This is a genomic window from Streptomyces sp. NPDC030296 (assembly GCF_055572815.1).
In genome coordinates, this window is record NZ_JBVICQ010000012.1 from 256,190 (window position 1) to 273,927 (window position 17,738).

12 protein-coding genes are annotated in these 17,738 nt (G+C 71.5%); 2 read left to right on the forward strand and 10 right to left on the reverse strand.

Translation table 11 applies throughout. The features are described from left to right. Positions 1–65: 65 nt before the first annotated feature. Positions 66–3,098 carry a putative bifunctional diguanylate cyclase/phosphodiesterase gene (locus ACZ4Z3_RS31560; protein WP_468504209.1) on the reverse strand — a complete coding sequence of 1,011 codons (3,033 nt, stop codon included), beginning with the start codon at positions 3,096–3,098 and terminating at the stop codon, positions 66–68. Positions 3,099–3,490: 392 nt separating this feature from the next. Beyond that, positions 3,491–4,492 carry a 2-hydroxyacid dehydrogenase gene (locus ACZ4Z3_RS31565; RefSeq protein ID WP_468504210.1) on the reverse strand — a complete coding sequence of 334 codons (1,002 nt, stop codon included), beginning with the start codon at positions 4,490–4,492 and terminating at the stop codon, positions 3,491–3,493. Between the two features lie 75 nt (positions 4,493–4,567). Here ACZ4Z3_RS31565 and ACZ4Z3_RS31570 point away from each other — a divergent pair, with 75 nt between their 5' ends. Together ACZ4Z3_RS31570 and ACZ4Z3_RS31575 are read left to right on the forward strand one after the other, a co-directional pair. Continuing rightward, positions 4,568–5,566 carry an aldo/keto reductase gene (locus ACZ4Z3_RS31570; RefSeq protein ID WP_468504211.1) on the forward strand — a complete coding sequence of 333 codons (999 nt, stop codon included), beginning with the start codon at positions 4,568–4,570 and terminating at the stop codon, positions 5,564–5,566. Between the two features lie 328 nt (positions 5,567–5,894). After that, positions 5,895–7,061: a PQQ-dependent sugar dehydrogenase gene (locus ACZ4Z3_RS31575; RefSeq protein WP_468504212.1), complete on the forward strand. Its 1,167-nt coding sequence runs from the start codon at positions 5,895–5,897 to the stop codon at positions 7,059–7,061. 53 nt (positions 7,062–7,114) lie between these two features. Here the strand turns inward: ACZ4Z3_RS31575 and ACZ4Z3_RS31580 are convergent, their stop codons facing one another. The 8 genes from ACZ4Z3_RS31580 to gatA all read right to left on the reverse strand — a co-directional run bounded on the left by ACZ4Z3_RS31580 (position 7,115) and on the right by gatA (position 17,734). Continuing rightward, positions 7,115–10,213, reverse strand: coding sequence for a helix-turn-helix transcriptional regulator (locus ACZ4Z3_RS31580; protein WP_468504251.1), 3,099 nt, complete (start codon positions 10,211–10,213; stop codon positions 7,115–7,117). A 77-nt stretch (positions 10,214–10,290) separates the two neighbouring features. Continuing rightward, a complete protein-coding gene (locus ACZ4Z3_RS31585; RefSeq protein WP_468504213.1) occupies positions 10,291–10,509 on the reverse strand; it encodes a hypothetical protein in 219 nt (72 codons plus the stop codon). Positions 10,510–10,727: 218 nt separating this feature from the next. Next, positions 10,728–11,321 carry a hypothetical protein gene (locus ACZ4Z3_RS31590; RefSeq protein WP_468504214.1) on the reverse strand — a complete coding sequence of 198 codons (594 nt, stop codon included), beginning with the start codon at positions 11,319–11,321 and terminating at the stop codon, positions 10,728–10,730. 35 nt (positions 11,322–11,356) lie between these two features. Beyond that, a complete protein-coding gene (locus ACZ4Z3_RS31595; RefSeq protein WP_468504215.1) occupies positions 11,357–11,932 on the reverse strand; it encodes a GNAT family N-acetyltransferase in 576 nt (191 codons plus the stop codon). Then, the gene (locus ACZ4Z3_RS31600) at positions 11,910–14,210 is read right to left on the reverse strand and encodes an MMPL family transporter (RefSeq protein ID WP_468504216.1); all 2,301 of its coding nucleotides are present in this window, start codon (positions 14,208–14,210) and stop codon (positions 11,910–11,912) included. The genes ACZ4Z3_RS31595 and ACZ4Z3_RS31600 overlap by 23 nt, the downstream gene beginning before the upstream one ends. Before the next feature lie 261 nt (positions 14,211–14,471). Then, complete coding sequence (gene gatB, locus ACZ4Z3_RS31605) at positions 14,472–15,986, reverse strand: Asp-tRNA(Asn)/Glu-tRNA(Gln) amidotransferase subunit GatB (RefSeq protein ID WP_466808753.1); 1,515 nt, start codon at positions 15,984–15,986, stop codon at positions 14,472–14,474. A gap of 15 nt (positions 15,987–16,001) precedes the next feature. Continuing rightward, entirely contained in the window at positions 16,002–16,241 is a 240-nt protein-coding gene (locus tag ACZ4Z3_RS31610; protein ID WP_159773295.1) for a hypothetical protein, read from the reverse strand. Beyond that, the gene (gene gatA, locus ACZ4Z3_RS31615; protein WP_468504217.1) at positions 16,238–17,734 is read right to left on the reverse strand and encodes an Asp-tRNA(Asn)/Glu-tRNA(Gln) amidotransferase subunit GatA; all 1,497 of its coding nucleotides are present in this window, start codon (positions 17,732–17,734) and stop codon (positions 16,238–16,240) included. The genes ACZ4Z3_RS31610 and gatA overlap by 4 nt, the downstream gene beginning before the upstream one ends. Positions 17,735–17,738 lie beyond the last annotated feature (4 nt).

A 17,738-nucleotide genomic window follows, 5' to 3' on the forward strand; every position in this document is an offset into this window, starting at 1 on the left:
CGCTTTCCAAGTACGAGAATTCGGGTGCGCATGGCACTGACCCTCCCCCCGGCGCGCACCGTGTGTCAAGTGGGTGGGACAGGAGTCTCATTATGTGAGCGAAGGGCACTGCCGCCTCCGTAAACAGCGGGGACACCACTTGTGTACACCCCTGCCCCACCGCCCGCGAACGCGGGTTCGGCCGGTTCGGAGGGCACGGGATAGTGGCCCAAGGACAGTGCCCGGCGCAGCCGGTATTCGTCCAGCGGTCCGGAGAAAGCGGCACCCTGGCCGTGTGTACAGCCCATCCTGCGCAAGGCGATGACCTGCTCGGGCAGATCCACTCCCTCGGCCACGGTCTGGAGCCCCAGATCGCCCGCGATGCGCAGCAGTCCGCCGGTGATCGCATGGAGACGGGGTGACTCCACGACCCCTTCGACGAGACCGCGGTCCAGCTTCAGTACGTCGACGGGGAGGCGGCGCAGTGCCGCGATGGCGCCGTGGCCGCTGCCGAAGCCGTCCAGGGCGATCCGGACACCGAGGCGCCGCAGCTGCTTCAGCCGGCGTTCCAGGTCGTCCAGGGAGCCCTTCAGCTGGTCCGTGTCGGACAGCTCGATCACCAGGGAGCCGGAGGGCAGCCCATGCCGGGCCAGCAGTGTCTCGACGGAGCCGGGGGGCAGGGAGCGGTCCTGCAGCCGCCGGGCACCCAGACGGACGGAGACCGGCACGTTCAGGCCATTGTTGAGACGGTCGGCGGCCTGCTCGACGGCCTGCTCCAGCATCCATCGGCCCAGCTCGGCGGTCTTGTCACTGTCCTCGGAGACCCGTAGGAATTCGGCCGGGGTGAACAGCACCCCCTGGGACGAGCGCCAGCGGGCGGCGGTCGCCACCGACGTGATGCGGCCGGTGTCCAGTTCCACCACGGGCTGGTTCAGCAGCATGAACTCGCCGTCGTGCAGCGCGGCCCGCAGCCGGGTGGCCAGCTCGGCCTTGCGGACGACGTCCTGCTGCATCTGCGGCTGGTACAGCTCGACGCGGCCCTTGCCGGACGCCTTGGCGCGGTACATGGCGAGGTCGGCGTTGCGCAGCAGGTCGCCCGCGCCGAGGCCGGGCTCGGCGAAGGCGACGCCGATGGAGGCGGCCACCCGGACATCGTTGCCGTCGATGGAGTAGGGCTGGGACAGGGTGAGCCGCAGTCGGTCGGCCAGCTCGAAGATGTGCTGCTCCCTCGCGGCACGGTCACGGGAGCCGTCCCCGACGATGAGTGCCGCGAACTCGTCGCCGCCCAGGCGGGAGGCGGTGTCGCCGTGGCGGACCGCTTCCTGGAGCCTGCGGGCGGCCTGGACGAGGAGTTCGTCGCCGGCCTGGTGCCCGATCGTGTCGTTGACGGCCTTGAAGCCGTCGAGGTCGATGAAGAGGACCGCCGTGTTGCGCAGGGCGGGGCCCCGGTCGGTGGAGCGGCGGCCGGACAGTGCCTGCTGGACGCGCTTGGTGAACAGCGCGCGGTTGGGCAGGTCGGTCAGGGGGTCGTGCTCGGCGTTGTGCTGCAGCTGCGCCTGGAGGCGCACTCTCTCGGTCACGTCCCGGCTGTTGAAGATGAGGCCGCCGTGGTGGCGGTTGACCGTGGACTCCACGTTCAGCCAGCCGCCGTCGCCGGACTTGAAGCGGCACTCGATCCGGGTGGTGGGCTCCTCGGCCGGGCTCGCGGCGAGGAAGCGGCGCACCTCGTGCACCACGCAGCCGAGGTCCTCGGGGTGAATGATCGAGGCCAGCTCCTTGCCGACGAGCTCTTCCGCGGGGCGTCCGTACACCCCGGCGGCGGCCGGGCTGACGTAGCGGAGGATGCCGCTGGGCGCGGCGATCATGATCACGTCGCTGGAGCCCTGGACCAGGGAGCGGAAGTGGTTCTCCTTCTGGGCCAGTTCCTGGGTGAGCGTGATGTTGTCGAGCAGCATGATGCCCTGGCGGACCACGAGGGCGAGCACGACGGTGCAGGCGGTGATCAGCACCACGCGGTCGACGCTGCGGCCGTTGAGGACGTTGTAGAGGATGCCCAGGGTGCAGACCGCCGCGGCCAGGTACGGGGTGAGCGCGGCCAGGGATCCCGCGATGGGGCGGGTGGCCGGATACCGACTGTGGCCCGCGCCCTGGAGGAGGGCGTGGATCTGGGCGGCCCGGGGGCCGTCGTACCCCCGCTGGGCGTCGTGCCGCTGTCCCGGGATGTGTTCGTGCACCACGCGTGTGTGCGTCTGCTCCTCGGCCTGTCCGTGCCGCCGCCCGGCCCAGGGGGCGTAGGCGAGGAGCAGGGAGCCCGCGAACCAGCCGGCGTCGAGGAGCTGACCCGAGCGGTAGCTGTTGTGCAGCAGGGGTGAGGTGAACAGGGCGTCGCACACCACCGTGAGCGCGAGCGCGCCGATCGCGGTGTTCACCGCGGAGCGGTGCATCGGGGAGCGGCGGAAGTGGAGGGCGAGCACCATGCTGACCAGTGCGATGTCGAGCAGCGGGTAGGCCAGCGAGAGCGCCGTGTGCGCCGTGGTCGAACCGCCGAGCTGGGCGGTCTGGGCGAGCGCCAGGCTCCAGGAGAGGGTGACCAGGGAGCCGCCGATGAGCCAGGCGTCCAGCCCCAGGCAGACCCAGCCGGCCTTGGTCACGGGCCGCTTCGCCAGCACCAGCAACCCGACGATGGCGGGCGGCGCGAAGCAGAGGAAGAACAGGTCGGCGTAGCTCGGGTTCGGGACGGGCCGCTCCAGGACGACCTCGTACCACCCCCAGACGCCGTTGCCCAGTGCCGCCATGGCGGACGAGAGAGCGAACAGCAGCCAGGCCGGGCGGAGGCCGCCGCGGCGGCCGCGCGCGTAGCGGAAGCAGGAGAGGGCGGCGGCCGCAGCGGCGGCGGCCAACCCGAAGTCACCCATGACGAAGGCGACTTTTTCATCGCCCCAGCCGAACGCGGCGCCGACGGCGTAACCCGCGCACAGCAGGGCGAGCACGAGCTGAGCCCGCAGGGTCGCTCCACCGCGGTCGGAGGCCGGCTCTCCGGGCAGGAGGGAGCCGGACAGCGACTTGGTCGAGCGGAGCGTGGGGTTCAGCGTGGAGACGGTGGGCGGGCGGGGGCTCACCGGAGCTCCCCGGTGATCACCGCTCCCGGGTCCCGCCGTTCGCGGGGCGTGGGATGGGGATGTTTTCTGCGGCTGTCGTCCCCATGGCAACGGCCGTGACAGCCGTGGTCGTCGTGGCTCCCCTGCGGGTGCCTCGACGTCACAGCTCGCCAGGGCCGCCGTCGGCGGGTCCGTCGCGTCGGATCGTTCGTCCATAGGCCGTGCATCGCCCGTCGCCCCCCTCGCTGTCTCAAGTCCGTCCCCGGCGCCGAACGGTGTGCGGCGCAGCCCCTGTCGGGGACGATACACCAGTATCGTCACTCAGGGACATAGTTCCTCTACTCTCAGTGACCACCTGCGGCAATACGAGCACGTACCGCTTCCGAAGGAATGCGGAGGGTGCCCGAAGTGGATTACGCGTCTGCCGTCGCGCCTGTCGTAAGGACCACGTTGCGCAACGGCTCGTGGTTCACGAAGCGTGCCAACTGGTCCACCAACAGCCTTTTCGCACGCGGCAGGAAGGCCGAGCTGGGGCCGCCGACGTGCGGGCTGATGAGCACGCCGGGCGCCTGCCACAGGGGGTGACCGGGCGGCAGTGGCTCGGGGTCGGTGACATCGAGGGCCGCGGTGATGCGTCCGTTCTCCAGTTCCGCGAGAAGTGCCTTGGTGTCGACGACGGCTCCGCGGGCCACGTTCACCAGCAGGGCTCCGTCCTTCATCCGGGCCAGGAAATCGGCGTTGACCAGCCCCTTCGTCTGCTCGGTGAGCGGCGTGGACAGGATCACGACATCCGCCTCGGGCAGCAGGGCGGGCAGGTCGGTGAGCGGGTGCACCGGTCCGCGCGCCGTGGTGCGCTCGGAGCGCGCGACGCGCGCCACCCGCGCCACCTCGAAGGGGGTGAGCCGGTCCTCGATGGCGGCGCCGATCGCGCCGTAGCCGACGATCAGGACGTTCCTGTCGGCGAGCGCGGGCCGGAATCCGCCCTCCCAGAGCCCCTGTTGCTGGGCCCGCACGAAGTCGGGCACACCCCGCAGGGAGGCGAGGGTGAGGGTCAGCGCGAGCTCCGCCGTGCTGGCCTCGTGCACACCGCGCGCGTTGCACAGCTGGACACCGGGAGCGACCACGGACAGCCGTGACAGGACGTCGTCGACGCCCGCGGTCAGCGTCTGGACGACCTTCACGTTCCGCATGTGCTCCAGCGGTCCGACGCGCACCGACAGCCGCTTCATGTACGGCACGACGTACAGGACGCAGTCGGCCGGGTCGCCCGGGTACTCCTGGGTGCCGTCCTCTCCCCCGTCGTAGAACAGATAGTCGAGCCCCGGCGGCAGGCCCTCGATCTCGTCCGGGGGGATGGGGAGCCACACGTCGCCGGTCACGTCGGCGGCCCTGGCAGCGGTGAGGTCAGCAGTCATGCTCCGGAGGCTATGTCAGGCGCCCGGTACGGCAGAGGTTAGGTTGGGGGCCAGGAGAGGGAGGGTCACGACCAGGTGGAGCGCAGGACGATCGGCGCGGCGACGCTCGAGGTGGGGGCCGTCGGACTCGGATGCATGCCGATGAGCTGGGCGTACACCGGGTCGCGGCGGCGGGGCGACGAGTCGACGCGGACGGTGCACCGGGCGCTCGACCTCGGCACGACTCTGCTGGACACGGCCGACATGTACGGCCCGTTCACCAATGAGTTGCTGGTGGGGCGGGTGTTGAAGGAGCGCCGCGCGGAGGCGTTCGTCTCCACGAAGGTGGGCCTGCTCGTGGGCGAGCAGCACATCGTCGCCAACGGCCGCCCCGGCTATGTGAAGCGGGCCTGCGACGCCTCGCTGCGGCGGCTCCAGACCGACGTGATCGACCTCTACCAGTTGCACCGCGAGGACCCCGAGGTGCCCGTCGAGGAGACGTGGGGCGCGATGGCGGAGCTCGTCCAGGCCGGAAAGGTACGGTCGTTGGGGCTGTGCGCGGTGGGCGCGCGGGCCGGGCGCCGGCCGGGGACGAGTCTGTACGACGCGACGATCCGCCGGCTGCGGCGCGTCCAGCAGGTGTTCCCGGTGAGCGCGGTGCAGGCCGAGCTGTCGGTCTGGTCGCGGGAGGCCCTGGCCGACCTCCTCCCCTGGTGCGCGGCCCGCGGCATCGGCTTCCTCGCCGCGATGCCCCTGGGCAACGGCTTCCTCAGCGGCACGCTCACACCGGGGCAGGGCTTCGAACCCGACGACGTCCGCGCCCGCCACCCCCGCTTCACCGCCGAGATGATGGCCGCGAACCAGCCGATAGTCGCCGGCCTGCGCCGCATAGCGGCCCGCCACGGAGAGGGAACCACCCCGGCTCAGGTGGCCCTGGCCTGGCTCCTCACCCTGGGCCCCCAGGTGGTCCCGATACCCGGCACGAAACACGAACACTGGGCCACGGAGAACGCGACGTCCACAACCCTGACCCTGACCCCGAAGGACCTGGCGGAGATCGCCGCGCTCCCCCCGGCCCAGGGCTCCTGGGACTGAGAACCGAGGGGGCCACGTGGCGGGGGGCCGCAGGCCCCCGCGGGGGCGCGGGGAACCGCGCGAGAAACCACGACGGACCCGCACCCGCCAGAACCACACGCACCCCCGAGCCGGAAGGCGCCGACGCGGGGTCGAAGGGGCGGCAGCGCTGGATGGGGGTCCCCCTGCTCGAGCGAAGCCGAGAGCTTGGGAGAGGGACGGGTAGGGGCCGGGGGGGGCGAGAAAAACCGGCCCGGCAGCGGAAAAAGCGTCTTGATCGGCCGGAGGTGGAACCCGCAGCGCACTCGCGGTGTAAGAAAAGTAGAAGCTCCGCGTCGAAGGGATCGTGATGGTGCAACGTCGAGCGGTGACGGCCACCTTGGCCGTATCCGCACTCCTACTGACGGCCGGCTGTTCCTCCGACGACGGAACGCGGTCGACCACCCCCACCAGCTCCCACACCACCTCCGCCCCTTCCACCTCCCCCTCCAAGGCCGCCCCGAAAGAACCCGCGCCCCCCGCCAAGGGCTCGGTCGAAGTGGTCCGCACCGTCGCCGAGGACCTGGACACCCCCTGGGGTCTGGCTCCCCTCCCGGAGGGCGGCCTCCTCGTGTCCTCCCGCGACCAGGGCACGATCACCAGAATCGACACCGAGTCGGGCAAGAAGACGGAGCTCGGCGAGGTTCCCGGCGTGGCCGCGGCCGGCGAGGGCGGCCTCCTCGGCCTCGCCGTCTCCCCCGACTACGCCTCCGACCACATGCTCTACGCCTACTTCACCTCGGAGTCCGACAACCGCATCGTCCGCATGCTGTACGACCCGCAGAAACCCGAGGGCGAGCAGCTCGGCGCCCCCGACACGATCCTCCGCGGCATCCCCAAGGGCACCAACCACAACGGCGGCCGTATCGCCTTCGGCCCCGACCAGATGCTGTACGCCGGCACGGGCGAGCGCTACGAGGGCCCCCTGGCCCAGGACAAGAAGTCCCTCGGCGGCAAGATCCTCCGGATGACCCCGGAGGGCGAGCCCGCCCCGGGCAACCCTTTCGACAACTCCCTGGTGTATTCCTACGGCCACCGCAACGTCCAGGGCCTCGCCTGGGACAGCAAGCAGCGCCTGTGGGCGTCGGAATTCGGCCAGAACACCTGGGACGAGCTGAACCAGATCCGCCCGGGCGGGAACTACGGCTGGCCGGAGGCGGAGGGCAAGGAGGGCAAGCCCGGCTATGTCGACCCGGTGGCCGTGTGGAGCGTGGACGACGCCTCCCCGAGCGGCATCGCGATAGCGGAGGGCTCCGTGTGGATGGCGGGCCTGAAGGGTCAGCGTCTGTGGCGCATCCCCCTGCAGGGCACCAAGGTCTCGGCCGACCCGCAGCCCTTCCTGGAGGGCGAGTACGGCCGCCTGCGCACGGTCGTCTCCGCCGGCGGCGACAAACTCTGGCTGACCACCAGCGAGACGGACGGCCGGGGCTCCCCGGAGAAGGGCGACGACAAGATCCTGGAGCTCCAGGTGAAGTAGCCGGCCACTGCCCCGCTCCGATCACCCCCGCCCGGCACCCGCCCCACATCCGGTCACCTCGGCGTCGGCCCCGCCCCCACCCCTTCCGGGAACAGCCCCAGCCGATGGGCCAGGGCCGCTGCCTCGCCGCGGCCCGCGACGCTCAGCTTGGCGAGGATGTTGGAGACGTGGACGCTGGCCGTCTTCGGGGAGATGAAGAGTTCCTCGGCGATCTGGCGGTTGGTGCGGCCCGCGGCGACCAGGCGCAGGACGTCGTGCTCACGTCCGGTGAGGCCGAGGGCGGCGACGGGGTCGGCCGGTGCGAGCTCGGGCTCGACGGTATGGCCGAGGGGCAGGCGGGCACGCCGGGCGAGGAGGGCGACGCCCTCGGCGAGCGGGCGGGCGCCGAGATGGTCGGCGACGACGGCGGACAACCGCAGCAGTTCCGTCGCCCGGTGCCGGGCCTCGTCGTCGGCGCCGTCCGCCAGCAGGGCCTCGGCGAGCCGGTGCCGGACACGGGCGAGGTCGTAGGGGCGGTCGAGGGGCTCGAAGGCGGTGACGACCTCGGACCAGGTGTCCGGGATCATCAGGCCCTCGGCGCGCTGGAGTTCGGCGCGTACCCAGTGTTCATGGGCGCGCCAGACCGGTGCTCCGGTGGTGAGCTTCCTGACCGCCGCGAGGATCCTGTCGAGGACCTCGGGGCGGCCCTGGTCGGCGGTGGGCAGCCCCCGGGCGTCGGCCTCGGCGACGGCGGCGGTGAGCAGCAGCGGCCAGGCGTACCGCTGGGTGCCGGTGGGGAAGCCGGTGTCGAGGACGCGGGCGAGTTCGGCGCGGGCGTCGGGGAGGCGGCCCTCGGCGGCGGCGATGCCGATGGTGAGGAGGGAGAGCGGCAGATTGTTCTGCGGCATGGGGTTGTGGGTGCCGAAGTGGCCGTGCGCGGCGGAGTGTTGGCGCCGGGCCTCGGCGATGTCGCCGCGGGCGAGGGCGATGGCGGCGACGGAGAGGGCGGTGCCGCCGAGTCGCTTGGCGCTCGGGCCGATGTCCCGTGACCTGTTCGCGGCGTGGACTGCCTCGTCCCACTGGCCGAGGGAGAGGAGCGACTCGGCGAGGTTGCCCCAGACCCACGCCTCGGAGTCCGACAGGCCCATCCGCCGAGTGACGTCGAGTCCCTCGCGCAGGATGCGGACGGCGTCGCGGGAGCGGCCGACGCTCTCCAGGCTGGAGGGCAGGTTGACGTGGCTGCGGCCCACGACGGCGGCGGGGCCGCGTTCGAGGACCCGGCGGCGTACCGCTTCCATCTCGGCGATGCCCGCGTCGATGTCGCCCGCGTCGACCATCAGCCCGCCGAGGGTGAGGCGGGCGTTGAGTTCGATGTCCTCGGCGCCCACCATGCGGGCGTACTCGACGGCGCGCTGGGCGTCGGAGAGCGCGTCGGGGCCGGGGGCGTGGAGCATGGCCCAGCCGGCCACGCGGGAGAGCACTTCGGCGTGCATCTCCGACGGGGGCAGACCGCGCATGAGGTCCTGGGCGGTGGCGAGTTCCTTCCAGCCGTCGCCCCGGGACAGGCCCTCGGTCAGCAGGGAGCGCTGCACCCAGAACCAGGCGGTGCGGGCCGGGTCTCCCCCGTCCGCCAGCAGGTCCAGGGCCCGCCGGGTGATCCGCATGGCCCGTTCCCGCTCACCGCAGAGCCGGCCGGCGACGGCCGCCTCGGCCATGAGGTCGAGATAGCGCAGAGGGGTGGTGGCGGGGTCGCACCCGCAGGGCGGGTAGACCTCGGTGTAGTCGATGGGGCGCAGTACGGAGCGCACGGTGTCGGGGGCGGCGTCCCACAGTTCCATCGCCCGCTCCAGGAGCCGTAGTTGCTCGGAGTGGGCGTGGCGGGAGCGGGCCTCGACGGCGGCGTCGAGGACGGCGGGCAGGGCCTTGGCGGCGTCATGGGCGTGGTACCAGTAACTGGCCAGGCGGGTGGCGCGCCCGTCGGCGGTGACGAGTGTCGGCTCTGCCTCCAGGGCTTCGGCGAAGCGGCGGTTGAGGCGGGAGCGTTCACCGGGGAGCAGGTCGTCGCTGACGGCCTCGCGGACCAGGGAGTGGCGGAAGCGGTAGCCGTCGCCGCCGGGTGCGGCGAGCAGGATGTTGGCGCCGACGGCTGCGCGCAGGGCTTCGATGAGGTCGTCTTCGGGGAGTCCGGCGACGGCCGCGAGCAGGGCGTACTCCACGGTGGAGCCGCCCTCGGCGACGAGGCGGGCGACCCGCTGGGCGTCCTCGGGGAGTCGTTCGACGCGGACGAGGAGCAGGTCCCGCAGGGAGTCGGTGAGGGAGGCGCAGCCGCCGTCGTGCGCGGCCACGGCGAGTTCCTCGACGAAGAAGGCGTTGCCGTCGGAGCGTTCGAAGATCTCGTCGGCCTGGGCCGGGTCGGGTTCGGCGGCGAGGATGCCGGTGAGCTGGTGGCCGACCTCGGCGCGGTTGAAGCGGCGCAGTTCGATGCGGCGGACCGTGCGGAGGCGGTCGAGTTCGGCGAGGAGGGGGCGCAGCGGGTGGCGGCGGTGGATGTCGTCGGAGCGGTAGGTGGCGAGGACGACGAGGCGGCCGGTGCGCAGGGTGCGCAGCAGGTAGGCGAGGAGGTGGCGGGTGGAGGCGTCGGCCCAGTGCAGGTCCTCCAGGACGAGGACGACGGTACGGTCGGTGGCGAGGCGTTCCAGGAGGCGGGCGGTGAGTTCGAAGAGGCGGGCGGTGCCCTCCTCGTCGTGCCGGGTCGGGGGTGTCTCCCCCAGTTCGGGCAGCAGGCGGGCCAGTTCGGGTTCCTGGCCGGCGGCCGCGGCGATCAGTTCGGCGGGGAGCCGGCGGTGCAGGGCGCGCAGGGCGGTGGAGAAGGGCGCGTAGGGCAGTCCGTCGGCGCCGATCTCGACGCACCCGCCGAGCGCGACGACCGCGCCCCCGCGTGCGGCCTCGGCGGCGAACTCCTCGACCAGCCGGGTCTTGCCGACGCCGGCCTCGCCGCACAGCAGCAGTGCCTGCGGTTCGCCCGCTCCCCCGCCCCCGCTCCCGCTCCCGCTCCCAAAAGGGCGTGAGGCACGGCCGGCGGCGCGGGCGAGTGCGTCGCGCAGCACCTCCAACTCCTCGGCGCGGCCGACGAACACCGGACTGACGGACCTGGTCTCCACACCGCCGAGCATCGCACGCGTGTCCGGCGCTCCGGCACCGAATATCCGCACCTCGCGGGGTTCGGTGCCGGGCGTCCCGGGTCCGGGGCTCACGCGGTGCGCGGCAGCCGGAACCGGCGTGTGCGGTGGCGCGTGCCGTGGTCCTCGTTGTCGGTTTCCTCGGGTCCCGGTCGGGACGCGGACCTCCGCGTCGTCCGGGCGTCGCGTGCGGCCTCGCGGCCGGCGCGGCGGGCGTCGCGCGCCCTGCGGTAGGTCTCCGCGTCGCGGATCAGTTTCTCGCTGCGGATCCGCTGCTCGTACTCGAACATGGTCGTGCCCCTCATGAGAGTCGGTCGGCTTCGCTTGTCGCGATGCCTCAACCTTCGTCTCCGAGGCGGGCCCGCCACATCGGGAGAGTTCCGCATCTTCGCCGGGCCGGGGGCCTTAGATCGGCGCCCTGAACGGGTGAGGGGCCTCAGGTCCGTCGTAAGGATCCCCCACGACGGACCTGAGGCCCCTCGGATACCGCCCTCTCAGGACGGGTGCGTCAGGTGTTCGGCAGGCCCAGCAGGATGTCGGAGTACTTCAGGGCGGCGAGGACCAGTCCGATGAAGCCGACCGAGACACCGGCCCACGCGGCCGACTTGATCCACGGCGCCTGCACCTGGTCGGGGTCGCCGAACGCGGGCCGGACCAGGACGGCGACGCCGACGAGCATCGCGATCAGGGCGAAGATCCCGGACACGAGGGCGCCCGCGTTCCACGAGTCGCCGTAGTACTGCTGGAGCATCGTGGCGACGTCGGCGTTCTGCGCGGTCTCCAGCTGCCCGAACATCTGGTTGCGGGCCTGGGCCACGGTGCCGACCCAGCTGCCGGTCAGCGAGACGAGGCCGAGCACCACGGCGACGATGCCCGCGGCGCCCTGTCCGACGCCCGGTTGCGCCTTGGCGGCGGCCGGCGGGAGCTCCTCGTCCGCCGCACCGGAGTCACCGGTCTCGCCGGTGTGGTCGAGGTCGGCGTCCCGCTCCTCGGCCTCGGCCTCCGCCCCGGGCTCCTGCTTGCTCACGTCCACCGACTTCTCGTCGGTCTTCGTCTCGGTGCCCGTCCCGGCTCCGGCCTCGTCCACTGTCTTGGTTCCCATACCTCGCACCGTACGAATGTTGTCTGAGAGGTCTCTTAACGATCCCTGTGAACGCCACGCACGCGTGCCGTACGCCACTCGGGCGCCAGGACGGACCATATCTCCAGGTCGTGCCGGACTCCTCGGTGGGGATGACGCTCGCGCTGCACACCGTCCCGCGACATCCCCAGCCGCCGGGCCACGTTCAGGCTCGGTTCGTTCCCGGAGGCGGCGATCCACTCCACGCGGTGGATGCCGCGGACGTCGACCGCCCAGTCGATGAGGACGTGCATGGCACGGGTGACGAGTCCGCGCCCCGTGCCGGCGGGTTCGAGCCAGCAGCCGACCTCGCAGTTGGCGTTGTCGGCGTCGAAGTTCAGGAAGAGGACCCCGCCGACGAGCTTCCCGTCGAGCCAGATGCCGTGCAGGGAGCCGGTGTCGGCGGCGCGCATGTCGGCGTACCGCTGGAGGACGGCACGCGCGGAGGGGACGTCCGTGGCGGTCGACCCGAAGGACACGTACTGGTTGATGAACTCCCGCCCCCGTTCCAGGTGCGCGAGGAACTCCTCGGCGTGCCAGGGGTCCAGCGGGCGCAGTTCGGCCCCGTCGTCACCCAGGGATATCGCGTACATCCTGCGATCGCTCCTTCACCCGTACGTCCGTCGCGTCGGCGGCCCGCGGCCCCGGTACCTCTCCGGTGTCCCCCGCCAGTACGTCCGCCGCCTCGGCGTCCGTCGCGGCGGCCAGCCTCTCATGGGCGGCGCGGGACTCGGGCGGCTCGATGCTGATGCGGGGCATGCGGCGGTCGAGCCAGCGGGGCAGCCACCAGTTGGCGCCGCCGAGCAGGTGCATCAGGGCGGGGACGAGGAGCGTGCGGAGGACGAACGCGTCGAGGGCGACGGCGGCGGCGAGCGCGATGCCGAACATGGCGATCACCCGGTCGCCGCTGAGTACGAAGGCGAGGAAGACGGAGATCATGATGACCGCCGCGGAGTTGATCACTCGGCTGGTCTCGGCGAGGCCGACACGGACCGCGCGCCGGTTGTCGCCGGTCTCCAGCCACTCCTCGTACATCCGGCTGACCAGGAAGACCTGGTAGTCCATGGAGAGCCCGAAGAGGACCGAGACCATGATCACCGGGAGGAAGGGCTCGATGGGGCCCGCCCGGCCGAGGCCGAGCAGTTCGCTTCCCCAGCCCCACTGGAAGATCGCGACGACCACGCCGAACGCGGCGGCGACGGCGGCCACGTTCATCGCCGCGGCCTTGAGCGGTATCCCGATGGACCGGAAGGCGAGCAGGAGCAGCAGACAGCCGAGGCCGATGACGACGCCCACGAACAGCGGGAGCTTGCCGACGATGACGTCCGCGAAGTCGTCGTAACCGGCGGTCATGCCGCCGACGTGCAGATCGAGCGACGTACCGGTCTCGGCCCGCGGCAGCACATCGTCGCGCAGCCGTTCGACCAGGTCACTGGTCTTCGCCGACTGCGGGGCGGAGTCCGGGACGACCGAGAGGTACGCGGTGTCGCCGCCGGGGCTGTACGTCACCGGAGTGACGGCGGAGACGCCCTCCGTGGCGCGGAGCGTGGCGTCGAGGTTGTCGAGCGCGAGCCGGTCGGCGGCGCCGTCGATCTCGGTGACCAGGGTGAGCGGGCCGTTGACGCCGGGGCCGAAGCCGTCGGCGAGGAGGTCGTAGGCCGCGCGGGTGGTGGTCGCCGTCGGGTCGTTGCCCTGGTCGGAGGTGCCCAGGCGCAGGCCGAGGGTGGGCAGGGCGAGCAGGGTCATGACGACGAGGGCGATCGCGCCGAGCTTCTTGGGGTGCCGTTCGACGAACGCGGACCAGCGGGCGGCGAAGCCCGTGGGCAGCTCGGGCTCGGGCCCGTGCTCCGCCAGTCGGCGGCGTTCGCGGCGGCTGAGCGCCCGCATGCCGATGAAGGACAGCAACGCGGGCAGCAGCGTCACGGAGGCGGCGACGGTGAGGACCACGGTCAGGGAGGCGGCTATCGCGACGCCGTTGAGGAACCCGAGCCGCAGGATCAGCATGCCCAGCAGGGCTATGCACACGGTGGCACCCGCGAACACCACGGCCCGCCCGGTGGTGGCGACCGCGTTCCGCGCGGCCTCCTCGACGGGCAGCCCGCGTTTCAGGCCGCGTCGGTGCCGGGTCACGATGAACAGCGCGTAGTCGATGCCGACACCGAGGCCGATGAGGGTGCCCAGCATGGGCGCGAAGTCGGCGACGGTCATGACGTGGCCGAGCAGGGTGATGCCCGCGTAGGCGGTGCCGACACTGACCAGGGCGGTCGCGATCGGCAGGACGCTGGCGGCGAGCGAGCCGAAGGCGAGGAAGAGCACCACGGCGGCGACGAGCACGCCGACGATCTCGGCGAGGTGCCCCCCGGAGGTCTCGGTGAGGCCGATCGCCTCGCCGCCCAGCTCCACCTGGAGTCCGTGCGACTCGGCGGCCTTCGCGGTGTCGACGACGGCCTCGGCCTGAGCCTTGTCCACGTCACCGGCCGGCTTGTCGAAGGTCACGCTCGCGTACGCCGTGTGCCCGTCCTGGCTGATCCGGCCGGCGCCGGCCCCGCCGTACGGGTCGGTCACGGCGGCGACACCCGGCAGACCGGCGATCTCGTCCAGGGCCCGAGTCATCGTCTGTTCGACTGCGGCGGACCGTACGGTGCCGTGGTCGGTGTGCCAGACGACGGTGGCGTTGTCGCCGCTCAGGCCGGGGAAGCCCTCGCTCAGCAGCTCGGTGGCACGGCTGGACTCGGTTCCGGGGGTCTTGTAGTCGTTCGAGTACGCGGCGCCCGCAGCCACCGCTCCGGCGGCCGTGCCGGCGAAGGCGAGGAGCCACAGAAGGACGGCGACGAGACGGTGCCGGACACACCAGCGCGCTAGGGCTGCCACGGATCATGCTCCTGGGGGTCATGTGTGGATCTTTGACCGTGTTCAGCCGCTGATGGAACGGAACGACACGCAAAGAACGCATGAGCAATCCCTGGCAACTGTTGCACCCGAAATTGATCGTTTGGGACCTTTGAGGGTCTCCTCACATGAGATGCGAGGCACCTCACAGGACAGATGACGGCACTCTGTCGCCCTGCGTCACGGCCGCGCACACGGCGAAGGGCGGTGCGTCGCACCGACGCACCGCCCTTCGCTGTTCGCTCAGCCCTCGCTGACGCCCAGCTTCTCCAGGATCAGCTCCTTGACGCGCGCCGCGTCGGCCTGGCCGCGGGTGGCCTTCATGACGGCGCCGACCAGGGCACCGGCCGCGGCGACCTTGCCGCCGCGAATCTTGTCCGCGATGGCCGGGTTGCCGGCGATGGCCTCCTCGACCGCGGTGGTCAGGGCGCCCTCGTCGGAGACGACCTTCAGACCGCGCTTGTCGACGACCTCGTCCGGGGTGCCCTCGCCCGCGAGGACGCCCTCGATGACCTGCCGTGCCAGCTTGTCGTTCAGGTCACCCTTCGCCACCAGCTCGGTGACCCGGGCGACCTCCGCCGGCGTGATCGCCAGCTCGTCGAGCGCCTTGCCCGACTCGTTGGCGCTGCGGGCCAGCTCGCCCATCCACCACTTGCGGGCGGAGGCGGCGTCCGCCCCGGCCTCGATGGTGGCGACGATCGGCTCCAGCGCACCGGCGTTGAGGATCGCCTGCATGTCGGTGCCGCTGACGGCCCACTCCTCGCGGAGCCGGTTGCGACGGACCAGCGGCAGCTCGGGCAGCGCGGAGCGGATCTCCTCGACCCACTCGCGCGAGGGCGCCACCGGCACCAGGTCGGGCTCCGGGAAGTACCGGTAGTCCTCGGCCTCCTCCTTCACCCGGCCCGAGGTCGTGGACCCCGTGTCCTCGTGGAAGTGCCGGGTCTCCTGGATGATCGTCCCGCCACTGCTCAGGACGGCCGCGTGCCGCTGGATCTCGAAGCGGGCCGCGCGCTCCACGGACCGCAGCGAGTTCACGTTCTTCGTCTCCGAACGGGTGCCGAACTTCTCGGTGCCGTTCGGGCGCAGCGACAGGTTCACGTCGCAGCGCATCTGGCCCATCTCCATACGGGCCTCGGAGACGCCGAGTGCCTTGATGACCTCGCGCAGCTCACGGACGTACGCCTTGGCGACCTCCGGCGCGCGCTCCCCGGCACCGACGATCGGCTTGGTGACGATCTCGATGAGCGGGATGCCGGCGCGGTTGTAGTCGAGGAGCGAGTGGGAGGCGCCGTGGATACGGCCGGTGGCACCGCCGACGTGGGTCGACTTGCCGGTGTCCTCCTCCATGTGGGCGCGCTCGATCTCCACGCGGAAGACCTCGCCGTCCTCCAGCTGCACGTCGAGGTAGCCGTTGAAGGCGATCGGCTCGTCGTACTGGGAGGTCTGGAAGTTCTTCGGCATGTCCGGATAGAAGTAGTTCTTCCGGGCGAAGCGGCACCACTCGGCGATCTCGCAGTTCAGCGCGAGACCGATCTTGATGGCGGACTCCACGCCGGTCGCGTTGACGACGGGGAGCGCGCCGGGCAGGCCGAGGCAGACGGGGCAGGTCTGCGTGTTGGCGTCCTGACCGAGTTCGGTCGAGCAGCCGCAGAACATCTTCGTCTTGGTGCCGAGTTCGACATGGACCTCGAGGCCCATGACGGGGTCGTACGACGCGAGTGCGTCCTCGTACGACACCAGGTCGGTCGTGGTGGTCACGGTGAAACTTCCCTCTCAGCCCAGCAGGACGTCGTCGTCGCCCAGCCGCTTCAGCTCGCGGTAGAGGATGGCGAGGCCGGTGACGATGGCTACGGCGGACACGGTGGCGTCGATCAGGACCAGGGTGTCCTTCTCGGCACGGGCGGTCTTGAGCCGCTTGGCGACACCGATCGCGCCGAACGCCGTGGCGGCCATGGACAGATACGTGCCGGACTTGGACTTCTTGAAGCCCTTGGCCTTGGTCAGTGCACTCACAGCGACGGAGCCTCCTCGAGCAGCGGGTGCCCCCACCTTTCCACGAAGGCGGCCTCGACAGCGGCGCCGACCTTGTAGAGACGGTCGTCCTTCAGGGCCGGGGCGATGATCTGGAGTCCGACCGGCAGCCCGTCCTCCGGCGCGAGACCGCAGGGCAGGGACATCGCGGCGTTGCCCGCGAGGTTGGTCGGGATGGTGCACAGGTCGGCGAGGTACATCGCCATCGGGTCGTCGGCGCGCTCACCGATCGGGAAGGCGGTGGTCGGCGTCGTCGGGGAGACGATGACATCCACCTTCTCGAACGACTTCTCGAAGTCGCGGGTGATCAGCGTCCGCACCTTCTGGGCGCTGCCGTAGTACGCGTCGTAGTAGCCGGAGCTGAGCGCGTACGTGCCGAGCATGATGCGGCGCTTCACCTCGGGGCCGAAGCCCGCCTCACGGGTGAGGGAGGTGACCTCCTCGGCGGAGTGCGTACCGTCGTCGCCGGTCCGCAGGCCGTAGCGGAGCCCGTCGAAGCGGGCGAGGTTCGACGAGCACTCGCTCGGCGCGATCAGGTAGTACGCGGCCAGCGCCAGGTCGAACGACGGGCAGTCCAGCTCGACGATCTCGGCGCCCAGCTCCCGCAGGAGCTCGACGGCCTCGTCGAACCGCTGGACCACACCGGCCTGGTAGCCCTCGCCGCGGAACTGCTTGACGACGCCCACGCGCATCCCGGCGACCGAGCCGTTGCGGGCGGCCTCGACGACCGGCGGGACCGGCGCGTCGATCGACGTGGAGTCCATCGGGTCGTGACCGGCGATGACCTCGTGCAGGAGCGCCGCGTCCAGGACCGTACGGGCGCAGGGCCCGCCCTGGTCGAGGGAGGACGAGAAGGCGACCATGCCGTAACGGGAGACGGCCCCGTACGTCGGCTTCACACCGACGGTGCCGGTGACGGCGGCCGGCTGGCGGATGGAGCCGCCGGTGTCGGTGCCGATGGCGAGGGGCGCCTGGAAGGAGGCGAGGGAGGCGGAGGAACCGCCGCCGGAGCCGCCGGGGATCCGGGTGAGGTCCCAGGGGTTGCCGGTCGGGCCGTACGCGCTGTTCTCCGTGCTGGACCCCATGGCGAACTCGTCCATGTTGGTCTTGCCGAGGATGACGACGTCCGCGTCCTTCAGCCGCTTGGTGAGGGTCGCGTCGTAGGGCGGGATCCACCCTTCGAGGATCTTCGAGCCCACGGTGGTCGGAACGCCGACCGTGGTGAAGATGTCCTTCAGCGCGAGGGGCACACCGGCGAGGGGGCCGAGCTTCTCGCCCCGCTCCCGCTTCTCGTCGACGGCACGGGCCTGGGCGAGCGCGCCCTCGCGGTCGACGTGCAGGAAGGCGTGCACCTTCTCGTCGACGGCCTCGATCCGGGCCAGGTGGGCCTCGGTGACCTGTACGGCGGTGAGTTCGCCGGAGGCGATCTTCGCGGCGATCTCGGCCGCGGTGAGCTTGATGATGGCGTCGGTCATGACG